Genomic DNA, 18194 nt, shown 5'->3' with positions numbered 1-18194 from the left:
CGGATGCAACGCTCTTTCCGTAGGCGGCGGCAACAGTCGGGGGCTGCTTCCGGTCTCCGTAACCGCAAGCAGCCCCCGGCGCGTGATCCCCAATCGACGGTCGGACGTCGAAAAGAGTCCGCATCCCGCGAATTCAGATCCCCAGAACCAGCTTGGCCGTGGTGAAGTAGATGATCAGGCCGGTGGCGTCGACCAGGGTGGTGACCATCGGGGCCGAGACGACGGCGGGATCGATCCGCAGCTTCTTCGCCAGCAGCGGCATGGTGCCGCCGATGGTGGCGGCCCAGCCGCAGATCAGCACCAGCGTGATGCCGACGACCAGCGCGATGCGCGGGCCGACGAACACCGCGCCGATCCCCAGGCCCACGGAGGCCAGCAAGGAACCCAGCACCAGGCCCACCCGGCATTCCCGCCAGATCACCCGGAACAGGTCCGACACCCTGACCTCACCGACGGCCAGCGCACGCACGCAGGCGGTGGCGGCCTGCGCGCCGGCGTTGCCGCCCGCGCCGATCAGCAGCGGGATGAACAGCGCCAGGTGCGCGGCCTGCTGCAGGGTGCCCTCGAAGAAGTCGGTCACACTCACCGTGAGCGTCGCCGCGAGCAGCAACAGCAGCAGCCACAGCGCGCGATAGCGGGCCAACTGAAACACTCCGGCCGCCATGTAGTGGCCTTCCCACGGCGCGGACCCCGCCTGACGGGCGACGTCCTCGCTGTCGGCAGCCTCGATGACCTCGACCGCGTCATCGATGGTGAGCAGCCCGACCAGCCGGTCCTCGCTGTCCACCACCGGCAGGTTGATGTCGTTGGTCTCGCGCATCAACCGGGCGGCCTTCTCCGCGGAATCGGTCGCGCGCGCGAAAGCGGGCTCGGTGACGACCAACTCCGACACCATCGCGCCCGGCTCGCTGAGCACCAGTTCGCGCAGTTCGACGATGCCGGTCAGGCGCCTGCCCGCGTCGACGACGGGCAGCGTGTACACCGTCTCGGCATTGCCGCCCTTGGCCCGCACCATACCCAGCGCCTCGGCGACGGTCAGCGCGCGTGGCAGCGCCACCACCTCGGGCGTCATGTACTGCCCCGCGGAACCCTCCGGGTAACCGAGCAGGCTCGCGGTCATCCGCCGCTCGCGCGGGCTCAGCCCGGCGAGCACCTTCTTGGCGACCTTGGCGGGCGCTTCGCGCAGCATCCGGGCCCGGTCGTCGGGCGCCATGCCCTCGACCAGCTCGCGGAAGCTCTGATCGCGCAGGCCCTGCAGGATCTGCTGCTGATCCACCGGCTCGAGCTCCTCGAAGACGGCCAGCGCCAGGTCTTTGTCGAGCAGGCGGAACGCCATTCCGGCCCGCACCCCGTCCATGCGGGCGAGCTGGTCGGCGATGACGTGTGGCGGGTGGTTGCCGAGCCAGTCGAGCGCGGCGTCCACGCAGTGGGTTTCGACGACGTCCTGCAGGGATTCGGACAGCGTCGGGCGTACTTCGATGATGTCGGTCTGCGACATGGGAGGACCTCAGCACATGCGTGAGTGAACAAGGAGCGCGAAATTCACACCGCGGGCGCCGGCCCCTGCCGTCGCAGATCAACTAGGAATGCGAAGGGGCGGCGCCGCGCGGCCTTCGACTGGGAGGTTCGCTGCGCATCGCAACCCCACCTCCTACTCGTCGTCGCCACGGATCCGAATATCCGCACCATTCCGTTCAACATCCTGAGGGCGTCGAAAACGTCCTCGTGCAGCTTACATCTCTTCGGAGCGAAAGATCGCCTCCGAACGCAGGCTGTGACCGAACCGGCGTTCCCGCTACCACGTTTCCGGACCATCGGCAGCGGAAGCACCCGGTTTGACGCACCCCGCGTCGAACTGTTGCTCCCGCGCCGACGACCCTGGACAGTTGTGCCGAGCAGGTCCAGACCACGGGTCCTCGCCCACGCCCCCCAGCACCGCTCACGGAAGTCTCGACAGTGTCGACAGCCACACCATGGATCCGCCGTCGCGCGATCGACCTCATGCGCATTCCACACGGAATCTGTTGCCGCTGACATAGCGCGGCCCGTTTCCACCCTGAATATCCGCGCGTCCCCCACGCCGCCCCTCACACTGCCGTTCCGCACGGTGGTGTCGCCGCCGCATGCCGAGCATTCCAGCTGCACGGCACCTTCTCGTCTTCGAAAGAACCGACAATGCCCCACCCCTCATTTCCCCGGCGCGTCGCCCGCGCGCTCGCCACCGCCGTCGCCCTGGTCACCGGCCTGTCCGTGCTCACCGGTTGCGGCGAATCCGCGCCCGCCAAGACCGCCGACGGCAAGTACGTGCTCCGCTATCAAGGCGCCACGGGACAGGTCGGCGCCTACGAACTGGCCCAAGAACTCGGCTACTTCTCGAAAATCACACTGCATTGGGAAGGCGACACCACCAGTGGCCCCGCCAATATCCAGGCCGCGGCGACGAACCAAGTCGAATTCGGCAGCGCGTTCAACGGCGCGGTGGTGAAACTGATCGCGGGCGGGGCGAAGGTCACCTCGGTGCTCAGTTCCTATGGCGCGGACGAACAGTCGTTCACCGGCTACTACGTGCGCGAGGACTCCGGCATCACCTCGGCACGCGATCTCATCGGCAAGAAGGTCGCCGTCAACACCCTCGGCGCGCACCACGAATTCATCACCAGGGAGTGGCTGCATCAGCAGGGTCTTTCCGACGACGAGATCGAGCAGGTGCAGCTGACCGTCGTGCCTCCGGCCAATACCGAGGACGCGGTACGCAAGGGACAGATCGACGTCGGCGCTCTCGGCGGCGTCTTCCGCGACACCGCACTCGGACGCGGCGGTATTCGCCCGCTGTACACCGACAAGGCCATCTTCGGCACGGCCGGCTACGGCACCTTTGTCTTCCGCGACGACTACATCGCCAAGAACCCCGAGGCGGTGCAGGACTTCGTGCAGGGCACCGCGCGAGCGATCCGCTGGCTCCAGGTGACACCCCGCGACCAGGTGCAGGCGAAATTCACCGAGATCATCGCCAAGCGCGGCCGCAACGAGAACACCAGCTTGGTGCCGTACTGGCTCAGTTCCGGAATCCCGGCGCCCGGTGCGGTAGTGGCGGAGAAGGAAATACAGATCTGGATCGACTGGCTGGTGCGCAACGGCGAACTGCCGAACGACAAACTGAAGGCCACGGATCTGTTCACGAACAAGTTCAACCCGTACGCGAACGGCACGTACCAGCCGGAGAGCGGGCCGACCGGCGCAGCGGTGGTGGCGAAATGACCACGACCGCAACGAAATTGTCGCTCGCCGGCGTGCACAAGCAATTCGCGGTGCGCGGCTCGCGGGAACAGTTCACCGCCATCCAGGACATCTCGCTCGAGTTGCGCGACGGCGAGTTCCTGGTCCTGGTCGGGCCGAGCGGATCGGGCAAGTCGACCCTGCTCGACCTGCTCGGCGGGCTGAGCAAGCCGACCTCCGGCGAGATCCTGCTGGACGGCAAGCCGATCACCGGGCCGGGCCTGGACCGCGGCATCGTCTTCCAGCAGTACGCGCTACTGCCCTGGCGGACGGCGCGTTCCAATATCGAATTCGGTTTGGAGGCCAAGGGCTTGCGCCGCAAGGCACGCCGGGAATCAGCCGAGCACTACCTGGAACTCGTCGGGCTCTCCGGTTTCGGCGACCGCTACCCGCATGAACTGTCCGGCGGCATGAAGCAGCGCGTCGCCATCGCACGCAGCCTCGCGTTCGACCCGGAGGTGCTGCTGATGGACGAGCCGTTCGCCGCGCTCGACGCGCAGACCCGGGAATCCTTGCAGGACGAGCTGTTACGTATCTGGCGTGCCACCGGCAAGACCGTCCTGTTCATCACCCATGGCATCGACGAGGCGGTCTACCTCGGCCAGCGGGTGGCCGTGCTGACCTCACGGCCCGGCCGAATCAAGGCCATCCTCGACGTCGAGATCGATCGCGACGCGGGCGGCGACATCCGCTCCTCCGAACGCTTCCGGGACTACCGCCACGAGATCTGGACGCTGCTGCACAGCGAGGTTCAGCGGGCGGCGAGCCTGGAACGTGAGTCGCTGACCGACCACCCGGCCGACGTCGAATCCACCACCGAGAGGGCGGCCCATGTCTAGTGCGATTCAACTCACCGAGCGCCCGATCCAGCAGAACGCGGCCGAGCCGTCGCTATCCGTCTCGGTGCGCCGGGCGCGAAGCGCGCCTCCGCTCGTCGCGAAGGCGGTCCGCGTGGTCGGCCGGTTCGCCTGGCGGGTGTTCAAACCGACGTTCGTGATCGCGCTGTTCCTGCTGGTGTGGCAGCTCGCCCCGACCGTCGGTCTGGTGGACGAAGTGTTCTTGCCGCCCTTCTCGGTGGTCGTCCAGGCGTTCGCCGACCTGGTCGCGAGCGGGGAGATGTGGACGCATATCTCCGCGAGCCTGAGCCGTTCGCTGGTCGGATACGCGATCGCGTTGTCTGTCGGCATTCCGGTGGGCGTCTCGATCGCCTGGTACAAGCCGGTGGCGGATTTCCTCAACCCGATCCTGGAGCTGTTCCGCAACACCGCGGCGCTGGCGTTGCTTCCGGTCTTCCTGCTGATCCTGGGTATCGGCGAAACCTCGAAGGTCGCGATCGTCGTGTACGCGAGCTTCTTCCCGATCCTGCTGAACACCATCACCGGCGTGCGCACCGTCGACCCGCTGCTGATCAAATCGGCGGCGTCACTCGGGTTCTCGCCGCTGCGGTTGTTCCAGAAGGTGATCCTGCCCGCGGCGTTGCCGTCCATCTTCACCGGTCTGCGGATGGCGGCGGCCAGCTCGATCCTGGTGCTGCTGGCCGCCGAAATGTTCGGAGCGAGAGCCGGACTCGGCTATCTGATCACCGCCGCGCAGCAGAACTTCGCGATCCCGAACATGTACGCGGGAATCCTCGCCATCTCGCTGCTCGGTCTCGGGTTCAACGGCCTGCTGGTCGCACTCGAACGCCGCCTGTCGCGGTGGCGCGTTCCGGCGAGCGCGTGATCATGGTCGAAAGCCTCCGCCTCCGCGCGATCGGGACGCGGTCGCGATGACGCCGCTGACCAAGCGACGCTTCGTCGACTTCATGCGAGTGTGCCGCAGTGCTTGTCGCCCTTGTGGACGCCCCGACACCTCCGGTTGACCCGGTCGATTCCTCTATCTCGAAGTGAGTTCTTGCCATGACCGCCGTACACGAAGCCACCACCACCGCCGTCGACAGCGTGCAGATCGCCCCGGTCGCCGGGTACATCGGCGCCGACATATCCGGCGTCGATCTGCGCGAGCCGCTGACCGAGCAGCAGGTCGAAGCGATCACCAACGCACTGCACACCTACAAGGTGCTGTTCTTCCGCGATCAGCACATCGATCACGTGCAGCAGATCGCGTTCTCCCGCCGGTTCGGCGCGGTCACCCCATCGCACCCCTATGACGACGACGCACCGACCGAGCACCCCGAGATCCTCGCGGTCGACAGTCGCCTGTACGAAAAGCGCTTCGGGGTGCGGAAATTCAGCTACAACAATCACTGGCACACCGATGTCTCCGCGCTGATCAACCCGCCCGCGGCCTCGATCCTGCGCGCCGAGATCGCGCCGGAGCGTGGCGGAGACACCGGCTGGACGAACCTCGTGGCCGCCTATGAGAACCTGCCGGAGTCGCTCAAGCGGTTCACCGAAGGACTGCGCGCCGAGCACCGGTTCGGCGGCAACCGGCCCGCCTGGAACTCCGACAGTGACTACGCGAAGAAGGTCGCGGCCGCGCCATTGGTCACCGAGCATCCGGTGGTCCGCGTGCACCCGGTGACCGGAGAGAGGGCGCTGTTCGTCAATCCGGGCTTCACCACACGGATCGTCGGACTGTCCCCGAGCCAGAGCGACGCGGTGCTGAAACTGCTGTTCGACGAGGTGACCACCCCGGCGTACACGGTCCGGTTCCGCTGGGAAAAGGGCAGTCTCGCGTTCTGGGACAACCGCGCGACCGCGCACCTCGCACCGAGCGACCTGAACCACCTCGACGTGACCCGGGTGCTGTACCGCACGACACTCGAGGGTGACATCCCCGTTGGCATCGACGGTCAGCCGTCGAAGTCCATCTCCGGAGCGAAGTTCACCGGCGCGTAGGGCGCGGACCAGCAGGTTCCGGCCGAGTGCTCCGCGGCGCTCGGCCGGAATCGCGCTGCCCTGGCCGGACATCCATATCTGTCGATGCGAACACCGAACTGGCCGCCTCCACCCTCACCTCAGGTGGGAACAGGCGTCCAGCCGTCGGCGGGTACGCTCCAGGCTGGCGGATACTGATCGCCGCAGTAGACGCGGTCGGCATCGATGACCTCGGCCTGGTTCGCGCTCGCGGGATCGACACGTTGTCCGGCTCGGTGTCGCAACCTCAATCCTGTTGCGGGAGTTCACTTTCAACCACTTTTCACCAAAGTTCGACAGATATCCGGGCGGTCGGTTTTACTTGCTGCTTATGACCTCCACTTCTGCCGCCGAGAGCGGGCTACCCCCGATGGCCGCAGGCCGCTTCCGCAATACCAAGCGCTTCGTCACCGATCCGATTACGTTTCTTTCCGACTCTATGACGCAGCACGGCAACGTCTTTCAGTTCCAGCTGATCACCGGGAACATGGTCGGGATCACCCATCCCCACCACATCAAGTACATCTTGCAGGAACGCATGGCCAACTTCACCCGCGAGACTCAGATGTACGACATCATCGAACCGTTCGTGGGTCGCGGGCTGGCGACCATCGCCGACCACAACCGGTGGCGACGCAACCGACGCCTCGTCCAACCCGCCTTTCACCACAAGAGGATCAACGCGCTCAGCGAGATCATGGTGGCGGAGATCGACTCCATGTGCGACGAATGGGCCGACCATGCCCACGCCGGACGAACGATCGACATCGGCGAGCAGATGAGCCACCTCACATTGCGGATCGTGGTGCGGGCGCTGTTCGGATTGGATCCCCACGGCCCGGAGGTCACCGGCTTCTCCCGCGCGACGCAGAAGGTCAATGCCGAATTGGGGAAGTTCGTGCGAATGCCCCTGATACCGTTGAAGTTTCCGACGCCGAGTCACCAACGCTTCTGGCGGGCTATCGCCGAGATGGATGCCATCGTCTACACGGTGATCGACAAGTTGCGCGACGCTGACAACGATGGCCTGCTATCTATGCTCATGAACGCCACCGACGCCGATACCAACGAGAGCCTCACCGACGAGGAGCTGCGCGACGAGGTCGTCACCATGCTCTTCGCTGGTCACGAGACCAGCTCCTCGGCCCTGACGTCAGCCATGCTGCTGCTGCAGCTGCATCCGGAGGTGCGTCAGCAGCTGCGCGATGACGTTGACGCCGCGTTGCCCGGCGGGCACGCCACCATGACCGACCTGCCCGCACTGCCCTACAGCAAGCAGGTGCTGGAAGAGGTATTGCGGCTCAAACCACCGGCATGGATGGGACAACGTCGTGCCGCCGAGGACGACGAGATCGGGGGTTACCACATCCCGGCAGGCACTCCGCTGATGTTCAGCTATTACCATGCACACCGGAACCCCGAGTGTTGGGATCAGCCTGACACCTTCGACCCGGACCGCTTCACCGCCGACGCGGTCGCCGCCCGTGACCGGAACGTGTATCTGCCCTTCGGTGCGGGCGGGCACCTCTGCATCGGCAACGCGTTCGCGATGATGGAGATGCAGCTCGCGCTCTCGACCATCATGCGACGGTTCGAGTTCGCCATCGCGAACCCAGACCTCACCCCGACTTCCGCGCTGACTCTCAACACCAAGTTCCCGGTCATTGCGACGTTGACCGAACGGCGATAACGCCCGCCGGCGTGGTGCCACCCCTCACTGTGTCACCAGCCCATCAGTGGCGAAAGGGTGCTGTACCGCACGACACTCGAGGGTGACATCCCGGTGCGCCGTGCCCACGTGGAATGCATGCCCATCGGCGTCGGCGCTCACTCCGCGGAGTCGATGGTCGCCTCCACCGCGAGTTCGACATCGTCCCAAGTGGGAACATGACGCACCCAGTCGGGAATCGGATCGTTCTGCACGCCGAACAGGTACCGGTGCGGCACCAGATCGCGCAGCGCGCGGTGCACGTCGAGGCCGTCGTCGATCATGTGCGTGATGCCGAGTTCGGCGCAGTGCACCGCCTTGTCCGCCCGCGCACGGCAGAAGCGCACGTTGTCGCGCGCGATCCCGGTCCGGTCGTAGAAGTCGTGGTGGTCGAGCCACTGGCGGGTGCGCTGCTCGACCCGAGGGCCGCATTTGGAGATCACCCAGGCCCGGCCCTCGAAACGCCGCACCAGGCGGGGCAGGACCTCGAAGGCACCCGGGCTGGGCGGCGTGCGGAGCGCTTCGGCGAGGCCGCCGGACAGGAATACGGTGTCCCGGGCGCCGGCCGCCAAGGCGGCCCCCTGGATGACCCGGCCGAAATCGACGCCGAGTCGAGGTTGTCTTTCATTGTTCATACGGCATCCAGCGTGACCGATCCGGGCCGCACGAGGCCAGCGAATTCCGCGGGACGGTCGTCATCCGCGCGTCGGAATTGGACGCGCCGTGCGCCGAACGGTTGCTCGCAGGGGGTGTACTGGGAACAGTGAAGCTCGGAGCCGTGTTATGGAATGTGGCTCGATATACGCGAAGGAGATATCTGTGCGCTTCGGCATCTTCATCCCGCAGGGTTGGCGGCTCGATCTGGTGGGCATCGACCCCGCGGCGCAGTGGGGTGTGATGCGTGACCTTGCCCAGCGTGCCGACGCGAGCGAAGCATGGGAATCGCTGTGGGTGTACGACCACTTCCACACCGTCCCGACCCCGACCGAGGAGGCGACGCACGAGGCGTGGACGCTGATGTCGGCGTTCGCGGCGACCACCTCGCGTATCCGGCTCGGCCAGATGTGTACCGCGATCAGCTACCGCAACCCCGCATACCTGGCGAAAGTCGCAGCGACAGTCGACCTGATCTCGGGTGGCCGGGCCGAGATGGGCATCGGCGGCGGCTGGTACGAACACGAATGGCGCGCCTACGGCTACGGCTTCCCCTCAGCGGGCGAACGGCTGGGCCGCCTCGATGAAGGCGTGCAGATCTTCCGGCAGGCATGGACCACCGGATCGGCCACCCTGGACGGCAAGTACTACCAGGTGGACGGCGCCATCGTGCGCCCGCTTCCCGTGCAGGAAGACGGTGTTCCCCTCTGGATCGCGGGAGGCGGCGAGAAGAAGACGCTGCGCATCGCCGCGAAATACGCGCAGTACACCAACTTCAGCGGCAACCCCGAAGAGTTCACCCGCAAATCCGAGATCCTGCGCACGCACTGCGCCGAAGTCGGCACCGACTTCGCCGCGATCGTGCGATCCTCGAACTTCAACGTCGCGATCGGCGCCACCGAAGCCGAAGTCGAAGAGCGCCTCGCAACGCTGGCCGCCCGCCTGACCCCCTTCATCGGCGCCGACCAGGCCAAGACCCACATCGACGACCTCTACCGCGGCACCGCCGCCGTCGGCACGCCCGAGCAGATCATCGAAAACCTCACCCGAGTCCGCGACCTCGGCCTCGGCTACGCCATCCTCAACTTCCCCGAAGCCGCCTACGACACCTCCGGCATCGAACTCTTCGAACGGGAAGTGATCCCTGCCCTGCGCTGAACACCAGAGGGGCAACATACCCGCGCAAGCCGCCGCTTCTCGTCGAATCGAACAGGATGAGTGGTCGACCTGGCGCAAACCGCTTGGTAGCGTGACGATTACGGCGGGCTCGGCACCACCGTGCTCCCATTCGCCCGGCGTCCAACGTTGTTCCGAAAGGGCTGATCATGATGCTCGGTATTCGAGGGGTACTCACTGTCGTCACGACCGCTACCGCGGCGGCGGTCATCACCGCACCAGCCGCGTCGGCCTACATCACCGCGGTCACTCCGACGCCAGGGCTGAGCCTCGGTGCCAACTCCTACGGCACCGGCTGCACCTACACCGTCACCATTACCGGGGACCCTGGCGACAAGGTCGTGTGGGTCGAGGATCAGGTGTACCGCAACGGCACGTGGGATCACGTCGCAACCGGTACGTTCGGCCCGGTCAGGGAGGTGGCCGGCAAACCCGGCCAGTTCACGGTCGAATGGACCCCGAACGCAACCGGCGAGCACTACTTGGGAGCCGGACACAATCAGTACCGCGAGGGTGCGTCGGTCAAGGTCAACGTGGGCACTGGATCGAACCTCGGCAGCAGCTGCGTAGCTCTGCCCTGACACCTGCCCTCGGTGGCACCGGATCTGTTGTGACTCAGGTACTTTCGTCGCCACATCGAGCAGCTCCCCAGCCGTATCTCTCGGTCCTTCCCCCTTTCCGGCATCACCGTCCCCGCGCGTGACATCACGGCGCCCGCCGTCGGTGTCGCGCCCGCCGTCGGTGTCGCGTATCCAGCTCTTGCCGCCACCGGTTCCCGATGATCCGAGGTATCCATGTCGAATCCCAGGTGGTGAAGTCTCCTTGCGGACGATGGCTCGCGGCGACGCAACACAATGGCTCAGCTGATGCGTCGCCGAGTCAGCCTCCGGCGAACCGTGGTGGTCGTTTCTCCAGGAATGCGCGTTGTCCCTCCAGGGCGTCCGTGGAATCGTTGCAGGCAGCGATCAGTGCCTGGGCTGCGGTTCGTGCCGCGGAGTTCTCCGCGTCCAGGACAGATTTGAGCGCGGCCTTGGCCGCGCGTACTGATAGCGGAGCGTTCGTGGCGATTGTCCGGGCTAGTTCGGCCACCGTGGATTCGAGTTCGGCAGGCCCCACGACGTGGTTGACGAGGCCGGTTCGTAGCGCGGTGAGTGCGTCGTATCGGCGTCCGGTGAACAGGATTTCGGCGGCGATGCCTGGTCCCGCCGCGTTGAGGAGGGCTCGGACCTGCGGCAGTGGGTAGCCGATTCCCAAGCGGGCGGCTGGGATTGCGAAGCAACTGCCGGTTGCGGCGATGCGGATATCGGTGCCGAGGGCGATGGCCACGCCTGCGCCGATGCAGTAGCCGTGGATCATGGCGATCGTCGGCGTGGACACGGTCGAGAGCGCGTCGAACATGGCTGCGGTCGCGCTGTCGGCGCGGTCGCGTGCTTCTGTGGTGGTCTGCTGGGATTCGAACTCCGAGATGTCCGCTCCCGCGGCGAATGCGGAGGTTCCCGCACCGCGTATCACGATCACGGTGGCGGTCGGGTTGTCGTCGAGTGTATACAGGGCCTCGGCCAGGTCGGTCATCATCTGGGTGGAGATGGCGTTGCGCCGCAGCGGATTACTCAGCTCGATCCAGCCGACGCCGTCGCGGATTTCGGCGGTAATTGTGCCGGTGGGGGCGGTGCGGCTCATCGGGTGTGCTCTCGGACGCAGCGGTTGCGAATGGCGCCGATGCCCTCGATGCGCACTTCGAACTCGTCGCCGTCGGTGAGATAGCGGGGCGGGGTTTGCGCCAGGCCGACTCCTGCCGGGGTCCCGGTGAGGATCACGTCGCCGGGTTCGAGGGTCATGAAAGTGGTGATGTAGGCGACCAATTGCGGAATCCCGAACAGGAGGTTCGTGGTGCGGTCGTCCTGCACCCTCTCGCCGTTGAGTCGTCCGGTCAGGCGCAGATCGGGTCGGGCGCCGCCGAGGTGGGCTGCCGGTACGACCACGGGTCCCAGCGGGGTGAGAGCGTCCCATGCCTTGCCCGCCGTGCGCTGTGCGGTGTGGAACTGGAAGTCGCGCACCGAGCCGTCATTGGCTGCGGTGTAGCCGAAGACGACCGTGGCGGCCTGTGCTTCGGGGATCCTGCGGCAGCGCTTGCCGATCACGATGGCGAGTTCGCTTTCGTAGTCGACCTGGTCGGATTCGGGTGGCAGCGGGATGTCGGCGTAGGGCGCACACAGCGCGGTTGCCCATTTTGCGAACAGATCCGGATACGCCGGGCGTTGGTCGCGGCCGGTTTCGGTGATATGGGCGAGATAGTTCTGCCCGACGCAGATGATCTTTCGTGGGTTGCCGACCGGGCTGAGCAGGTCGTCGTCGGGCACGGTGACCGATGGCCCGCGCCGGATGCGGTCAGGGTTGCCGCCGACGGCCTCGAGCAGTTCCGGCAGGTCGGCGTAGGTCTGGTCGTCCACCATGGCCAGGAACGCACTGGCAGCGCCGGATCGGCGGAAGACCATGACGCGCTCGCCGCGGACGGTTGCTCGTGCCAAACCAATGTGGTTGGCCGGGTCATTGTCGCGCATACCGTTCCCCTTTCTATCCCGCGACGCGGCCGGATGAAGTCATCGGGTCTCTTTGCGGTGGTGCGGTGTCGCCGCCAAGCGTGACGACCTTGTCGGCAGCCAGTTGTGCCACCTGCGCGGGCTCGTAGCCCAGTTCGGCCAGCAAACGCGCGGTGTGCTCGCCGAGGGCAGGTGACCGATCGCGGGCGCGTGGCGCTCCGGAGGCAACGATCGGAGTATTGACAATCGTCGGCTGCCCGTGGCGCTCGGGATCGTGAACGAGTGTCCCGCGCTCGAGGTAGTGGGGATCGGCCAGGACTGCGTCGATTGTGTTGACCGGGCCGCAGGGCACGCCGACGGCATGCAATGCGGCGACCCAGTGATCCCGGGGGTGAGCAGCAAGGCGAGCCTGGAGGATCTCCGCCAGCGCATCACGATGCAGGAACCGGTCGTATTCGGTCTGGAATCGCTCATCGTCGCTCAGGTCGATGCCGAGTGTGCGGCACAGCGCAGGCCATGCCCGGTCGATCCCGCCGACGACGAGCGACTCGCCGTCCGAGCAATCGAACGCCTGGTAGGGGGCGGCAAGCCGGTGTGCGGTGCCGAGTGGTCCGGGTGTCTGCCCACTGCTGACGTAGTCGGCGACCTCCCACAGTGACCATGCGGCAACTGTGTCCGCGAGCGCCACGTCGATGTGACAGCCACCGCCTCCGGCGCGGGCCCGTAGCAGCGCGGCCAGTACGCCGATCACACCCCACATGCCGGTCCCGATGTCGGCCACGGGGAACCCCGCCTTGGCCAGTTGCCCGTCGGTGGTCCCGGTGACGCTCAACAGCCCGCCGTAGGCCTGGGCGATGAGATCGACGCCCTTCATGTCCCGTTTGGGGCCGAACTGGCCGAACCCGGAGATCGAGCAGTACACCAGATCCGGATTGTCGGCACGGAGGTCCTCGTAGCCCAAGCCGAGCCCCTCTAGTGCGCCGACTCGGAAATTCTCCACGAAAACGTCGGAGCGCCGGGCCAGGCCGTGCAAGATCTCGCGGCCGGCGGCAGTCTTCAGATCCACGGCAATGCTGGCTTTGTCGCGGTGCACCAGATCGAACGGCACCGGGCGTGGCTCGGCGCCCATCCGGCGGCGGCGCATGCCGTCGCCCGTCACCGGCTCGACCTTGATCACCTCGGCGCCGAGGTCGGACAGAACCATCGTGCAGTACGGACCCGCGAGCGCGCCGGTCACATCGAGCACCCGCACGCCGTGCAGGAACGGAATCGGACGCTCGGCACCGTCACCCTTCATGTGCCTGTCTCCTTCCAAAGTCTGTTCCGTAATACGGACTACTAGACCATATTACGGACCGCATGGCAAACTGTTCTCTAGCGCGCGATCGCGCGCAGGCGCAGCGACAGGGCAGACGTCCAGCGAATTCGGCCGACGAAGCTGCGGCTTGTGGTCGGATGGCGCGCAGTGACCGGCCCGAGATCGGAGGAGCGATGAACGACGGTTTCCGTGAGCACTTGTTCCCGCCCGGGCATCCGCGACTGGCGGGGCTCGATCGGTGCGATTCCTACAGCTACGTCGATGAGGCGAGGCGGAACCCGATCGTCGCCGAGTTGCTGTCCGACTGGGGCAAGCGTTTCGAGACCGAGGACTTCCGCGGGATCACCGACGACGGCGCCGTGATCGCCGGACTGTTCCCGCTCGGCTGTCAGGAGAACGCCCCGACCGCATCGGCGGTCACCGCGGCCGAGCAGTTGCTTGCCGAGCTGACCCCGCGGCAGCGCACCGCTCTCGGCCACCCTTTGGACAGCCGAGTGTGGCGTGCCTGGATGAACCCGGAGTTCTATGTGAACCGTTTCGGGCTGCGGCTCGAGGAGACCGACGCCCGCGTTCGCCGCCGGGCCCTGCGGCTGGTGCAAACATGCCTGAGCCCGGAGGGCTACGCGAAGGTTCGCGACGTCATGCGGGTCAACGGGTTCCTGGGCGAGTTGGTCGGGCTACCGAAGATCCTCAACGAGCACAGCTACAACATCAATCTGTTCGGCGTTCCGTCCCGCGACCGGCCCTGGGGATGGAACCTCTACGGACACCACCTCTGCCTCAACTGCCTGTTGATCGGTGATCAGCTCGTGTTCACACCGGTGTTCTTCGGCGCGGAACCCAATTGCATCGACCAGGGACCGTACGCCGGCACCGTTCTGTTCACCGCACAACAGCAAGCGGGGCTGAACCTGATCAGGTCGATGCCACCCGAACTGGCCGACGAGGCCGTCTTGTTCCGACGTAAGCGCGATCCCGGCCTACCACCCGGCCGCCTGCATCCTGGAGACGAACTGCACCTGGGCGGCGCGTTCCAAGACAACCGGATCATCGGCTGCGAGGGGTTGAACATGGCGGGCCGTCCCGCCGCTCTGCGAGCGCAGCTCCTCGCCCTTGCCGATGCGTTCCTGGACTACCTACCCGCCGGTCCCCGGTCCGTCCGGCTCGACGACGTACGTCGGCATCTGGACCGGACCTGGTTCTGCTGGATCGGTGGCACCACCGACGCGGACCCCTTCTACTACCGGATACAGAGCCCGGTTGTCCTGATCGAGTTCGATCACCATGCCGGAGTGTTCCTCGCCAATTCGGAGCCGGAGAGGTTCCACGTGCACACCATCGTGCGGACGCCCAACGGCAACGACTACGGTGCCGAACTCGTCCGCCACGCGACCGGCGCCGCCCATCGGCTGAACGGCCCGGCATGACCGCGACACCGCTCTCCGACGAGGCGGAAGCCGCCTGCCGGCGCTTGGTCATCGCGTTCGCCCACCACCTGGACCATCGCGAGTTCGCCCAGGTCGCCGACCTTTTCGCGGCCGACGGAGTCTGGGAGCGACACGGCGAGCAATTGGTCGGACCCTACGAGGTCGCCGCTCTGCTGGCCCGGCGCCCGCCCACCGTGCGCGAGCGGCACGTGATGACGACCATCCATATCACCGCCGTATCGCCGGTCGAGTGCGCGGGCACCAGCTACGCCATGATCTTCCGAACCGAGGCAGAGCCGGACGCACCACCTCCGGTGGTGCCGGGACCGAGCTCGCTGGCAGAGTTCCACGACCGCTTCCAACTCACCGCGTACGGCTGGCGGCTGGCGCACCGCCGGTCGGAACTGGTGTTCACCTGCCGATAGCACCCTTGGCCGAGGGTATGGTGGACGACCGCGGTACGGTCCACATTGCGGACCGAAGGCCCGCGAATCGGAGCACACGCGGCAAATGGGTGTGTGTGCGGCGTCAGGCCGCCCAGCGGCCGCCGAACGACCATCACGGAGGGTGAGCGCCTCATGCGCAGCGTCAAGATCGCACTGCAGGTCCTGGAGACCGTGGCGCGCATGCAGCCGGTGGGGCTCAGCGATCTGAGCCGCACGCTCGGGCTACCCAAGACCACGGTCCACCGCAGCCTGGTCACCCTCGCCGATTCCGGCTGGCTGGAGGCCGACGACCAAGTGAGCGGACGCTGGCGGATCGGCACGCGCGCGTTCATCATCGGGAACACGATCGGCGAGCGGGATGGCTTGCGTTCGCGGGCGCTGCCGGTGATGAACGCGCTCAATGCCGACGTGGGTGAGACCATCCACCTGATGATCCCCAGCGCGGGCGAGGTCATCTTGATCGAGCGGATCGACAGCACACGCTCGGTGCGAGCGTTCACACCGCTCGGCACACGCGCCCCACTGCACGCCAGCTCCAACGGCAAAGCAGTCCTGGCCTACCTTTCCGAGCGGGAGATCGAAGAATACTTGCGATCGAACATCGAGGCGGTCACCGCGCACACCACCACCGACCCCGCTCTGCTGCGCGCCGAGCTGGCCGAGATCCGATCTCGCGGCTACGCGGTGAACGTCGAGGAACTGCGGGACGGCGTCGTCTCGGTCGCCGCTTCGATCCGCCCGGGTGGCGCCCGCCCCATCGGGTCGCTGTCCATCTCGGCGCCCAAAGTCCGGATGCCACAACAGGTCCACAACGCCTACGGCGAAAAGGTGCGCACGGCCGCCGCGAACATCGCGGCCGCACTACCCGCCTCGACGCACTACTGAGTCACCGCAGCCGGTCGGTGATCTGGTTCAGACTCCACCGAATGTGATCGACACTCGCGCTCGCGGCCGCCGCCGCATCGCGGCGCAGGCAGGCGTCGTAGATCGCCTCGTGTTGCGCATGGATCTGTTCGAGCAGCGCACCGCTCGGCTCCGAGATCGGCACGAACACCAGCCGGTGAATCGTGGTGTCCCTCCGTGCGGACTCCGCGAGTTCGCGCAGTCTCCCGTTGGGGCAGCGGGCCATCAGGACGAGGTGGAACGCGGTGTCCAGATCGACGCCACGTCGACGTTGCGCCGCGGGCAGGTCACGCAGCTCGTCCAGCACGGCACGCGCGCTCCCCAGGTCGGCGTCGGTGAGCAGCGGGACCGACGTTTCGACGGCCCGGCTCTCCAAAAGTTGCTGGACCTCAGAGGCTTCGATTACGTCGGTGCGTGTCGGCCGAAATACCTCGACGCCGCGGTGCGGTCGCATGATGACCAGCCCTTGCCGAGCCAGCTCGCCGAACGCCTCCCGAACCGGGGTACTGCTGGTGCCGAACTGCTCGGCGATCGCGTTCTGTTGCAGACGACTCCCCGGCGGGATCTCGCCGGAGAGAATCCGTTCGGAGATCTCGTGCGTCAGCCTCTGCACGATCGTGCGCGGCTGGTCTTCCAGCAGACCCATGGACGAGCGGTTCACCGCACATCACCCGCCGACTGTGCGACAGTGCGGCCATCGCTGCGGATGTCGGCCCGAACGTCATGGGCGAACAGCCATGCGTTGTCCCGGAAGGGATCACCACCGGAGGCATCCGCCAGCCGGGCGTCGCGGGCTTGCTGCTGGGCGCCATCGGGAAGGTGGAACATCGTCGCGTTGCGGTGAGAGACATCCTGCACTCGCCGAACGCGCTCGACGCGAGCAGCCGAGAACGCGGCGAGGCGCCGCGTGATGTCGGACTCGCCCAGATCAGCCAGGACAGCACACAACACAGCGGCGTCCTCCAAAGCGAGGCTCGCGCCTTGGGCGAAGAAAGGCAGCACAGGGTGCGCCGCATCGCCGATCACCACCACGCGCCCGACATGGTAGGTATCCCGGGTCGGCCGGTCGTACAGGCCCCACAGCGAGACCGCGTCGGCCGCGTCCAGGATGCACCGCACACGCCCGTCCCAACCGGCGAAATGCCTCCGGGCATCGGTCAACTCTCCCGGCTGGCTCCAAGACTCGGCCTCCGCACGCGGCGAGGGAACAATCGCCACGAAGTTCAGCACCTTCCCATCCGACACCGGGTAGTGCACAAAGTGTCGATCAGGGCCGAGCCAAACCGCATGATCGGTGCCGATATCGCTCACCTGCGCGAACGGCACCATACCGCGATAGGCGGCATAGCCGCTGGCCCGAGGCCGAGTCGCGATGCCGACAGCGTCGGCCACCCGTGAGTGGATGCCGTCGGCCGCCACGACGAGGTCCGCACGCACCGCGTCACCGTCGGCGAACTGGACATCCACACCATCATTGTCTTGGACGACAGCCACGATCCGCCGACCGAGGTGCAAGCTGCCAGGCCGGACGTGAGAAACGAGCGCGTCCAGCAGATCGGCCCGATGCAATGCGACATACGACGCCCCGAACCGCTCGATGCACGCTTGCCCGAGAACTTGCCTGCTGATCGTCACCCCATCCCGCCAGCGGCGCAGATGAATCGCGCCGGGCGGCACCTGACCGTCCACTCCCCGATCGATCCCGAACTCACCGAGCAGTCGATAGGAGTTCGGCGCCAGCACCACCCCCGCGCCTACCGGCCTGATCTCCGCGGCCTGCTCGTAGACCTGCACCTCGAAGCCGCGCCTCTGAAGCCCGACGGCGGTGGCGAGGCCACCGATACCGCCGCCGGCAACAACGATGTTCATCCATCCACCACAGCATGCA

Annotated in this window: 17 protein-coding genes; 10 read left to right on the top strand and 7 right to left on the bottom strand. The window is 66.5% G+C overall.

The annotated features are described in order from the left end of the window. Positions 1–133 precede the first annotated feature (133 nt). A complete protein-coding gene (gene mgtE, locus OHA40_RS24315) occupies positions 134–1498 on the bottom strand; it encodes a magnesium transporter (RefSeq protein ID WP_330229197.1) in 1365 nt (454 codons plus the stop codon). Positions 1499–2175: 677 nt separating this feature from the next. Here mgtE and OHA40_RS24310 point away from each other — a divergent pair. The 5 genes from OHA40_RS24310 to OHA40_RS24290 all read left to right on the top strand — a co-directional run bounded on the left by OHA40_RS24310 (position 2176) and on the right by OHA40_RS24290 (position 7824). After that, a complete protein-coding gene (locus OHA40_RS24310) occupies positions 2176–3258 on the top strand; it encodes an ABC transporter substrate-binding protein (RefSeq protein ID WP_330229196.1) in 1083 nt (360 codons plus the stop codon). After that, complete coding sequence (locus tag OHA40_RS24305; protein WP_330229195.1) at positions 3255–4115, top strand: ABC transporter ATP-binding protein; 861 nt, start codon at positions 3255–3257, stop codon at positions 4113–4115. Before OHA40_RS24310 ends, OHA40_RS24305 begins: the two co-directional genes overlap by 4 nt. Further along, a complete protein-coding gene (locus OHA40_RS24300) occupies positions 4108–4998 on the top strand; it encodes an ABC transporter permease (protein ID WP_330229194.1) in 891 nt (296 codons plus the stop codon). The genes OHA40_RS24305 and OHA40_RS24300 overlap by 8 nt, the downstream gene beginning before the upstream one ends. A 176-nt stretch (positions 4999–5174) precedes the next feature. After that, positions 5175–6116 carry a TauD/TfdA dioxygenase family protein gene (locus OHA40_RS24295; protein ID WP_330229193.1) on the top strand — a complete coding sequence of 314 codons (942 nt, stop codon included), beginning with the start codon at positions 5175–5177 and terminating at the stop codon, positions 6114–6116. Between the two features lie 349 nt (positions 6117–6465). Beyond that, positions 6466–7824 carry a cytochrome P450 gene (locus OHA40_RS24290; RefSeq protein WP_330229192.1) on the top strand — a complete coding sequence of 453 codons (1359 nt, stop codon included), beginning with the start codon at positions 6466–6468 and terminating at the stop codon, positions 7822–7824. Positions 7825–7961: 137 nt separating this feature from the next. Here the strand turns inward: OHA40_RS24290 and OHA40_RS24285 are convergent, their stop codons facing one another. Further along, positions 7962–8477: a hypothetical protein gene (locus OHA40_RS24285; RefSeq protein ID WP_330229191.1), complete on the bottom strand. Its 516-nt coding sequence runs from the start codon at positions 8475–8477 to the stop codon at positions 7962–7964. Between the two features lie 184 nt (positions 8478–8661). Here OHA40_RS24285 and OHA40_RS24280 point away from each other — a divergent pair, with 184 nt between their 5' ends. After that, entirely contained in the window at positions 8662–9654 is a 993-nt protein-coding gene (locus OHA40_RS24280) for an LLM class F420-dependent oxidoreductase (RefSeq protein WP_330229190.1), read from the top strand. Positions 9655–9821: 167 nt separating this feature from the next. After that, entirely contained in the window at positions 9822–10253 is a 432-nt protein-coding gene (locus OHA40_RS24275; protein ID WP_330229189.1) for a hypothetical protein, read from the top strand. 298 nt (positions 10254–10551) lie between these two features. Here the strand turns inward: OHA40_RS24275 and OHA40_RS24270 are convergent, their stop codons facing one another. Genes OHA40_RS24270 through OHA40_RS24260 form a run of 3 tightly spaced genes read right to left on the bottom strand, consistent with a single transcriptional unit; the run spans position 10552 to position 13509 of the window. Continuing rightward, positions 10552–11352 carry an enoyl-CoA hydratase-related protein gene (locus OHA40_RS24270; protein WP_330229188.1) on the bottom strand — a complete coding sequence of 267 codons (801 nt, stop codon included), beginning with the start codon at positions 11350–11352 and terminating at the stop codon, positions 10552–10554. Beyond that, a complete protein-coding gene (locus tag OHA40_RS24265; RefSeq protein ID WP_330229187.1) occupies positions 11349–12233 on the bottom strand; it encodes a fumarylacetoacetate hydrolase family protein in 885 nt (294 codons plus the stop codon). The genes OHA40_RS24270 and OHA40_RS24265 overlap by 4 nt, the downstream gene beginning before the upstream one ends. Before the next feature lie 13 nt (positions 12234–12246). Continuing rightward, positions 12247–13509: a CaiB/BaiF CoA transferase family protein gene (locus OHA40_RS24260; RefSeq protein WP_330229186.1), complete on the bottom strand. Its 1263-nt coding sequence runs from the start codon at positions 13507–13509 to the stop codon at positions 12247–12249. Between the two features lie 194 nt (positions 13510–13703). On the opposite strand from OHA40_RS24260, the gene OHA40_RS24255 reads away from it, so the two are divergent. The 3 genes from OHA40_RS24255 (at position 13704) to OHA40_RS24245 (ending at position 16288) form a co-directional block, all read left to right on the top strand. Then, positions 13704–14957, top strand: a complete 1254-nt coding sequence (locus OHA40_RS24255; protein ID WP_330229185.1) for a DUF3500 domain-containing protein — start codon at positions 13704–13706, stop codon at positions 14955–14957. Next, positions 14954–15382, top strand: a complete 429-nt coding sequence (locus tag OHA40_RS24250; RefSeq protein WP_330229184.1) for a nuclear transport factor 2 family protein — start codon at positions 14954–14956, stop codon at positions 15380–15382. The genes OHA40_RS24255 and OHA40_RS24250 overlap by 4 nt, the downstream gene beginning before the upstream one ends. Before the next feature lie 153 nt (positions 15383–15535). Next, the gene (locus OHA40_RS24245) at positions 15536–16288 is read left to right on the top strand and encodes an IclR family transcriptional regulator (protein ID WP_330229183.1); all 753 of its coding nucleotides are present in this window, start codon (positions 15536–15538) and stop codon (positions 16286–16288) included. A gap of 1 nt (position 16289) precedes the next feature. On the opposite strand, the gene OHA40_RS24240 is transcribed toward OHA40_RS24245, so the two are convergent. Together OHA40_RS24240 and OHA40_RS24235 are read right to left on the bottom strand one after the other, a co-directional pair. Then, entirely contained in the window at positions 16290–16967 is a 678-nt protein-coding gene (locus tag OHA40_RS24240) for a GntR family transcriptional regulator (RefSeq protein WP_330229182.1), read from the bottom strand. Further along, positions 16964–18175 (bottom strand): FAD-dependent monooxygenase, encoded by a 1212-nt coding sequence (locus OHA40_RS24235; protein ID WP_330229181.1) that lies wholly within the window; start codon positions 18173–18175, stop codon positions 16964–16966. The genes OHA40_RS24240 and OHA40_RS24235 overlap by 4 nt, the downstream gene beginning before the upstream one ends. Positions 18176–18194: the final 19 nt, after the last annotated feature.

The organism is Nocardia sp. NBC_00508 (assembly GCF_036346875.1).
Taxonomy (GTDB): domain Bacteria; phylum Actinomycetota; class Actinomycetes; order Mycobacteriales; family Mycobacteriaceae; genus Nocardia.
The sequence above is the reverse complement of the archived record's forward strand: the minus strand, read 5'-3'. Positions and strand labels throughout refer to the sequence as shown.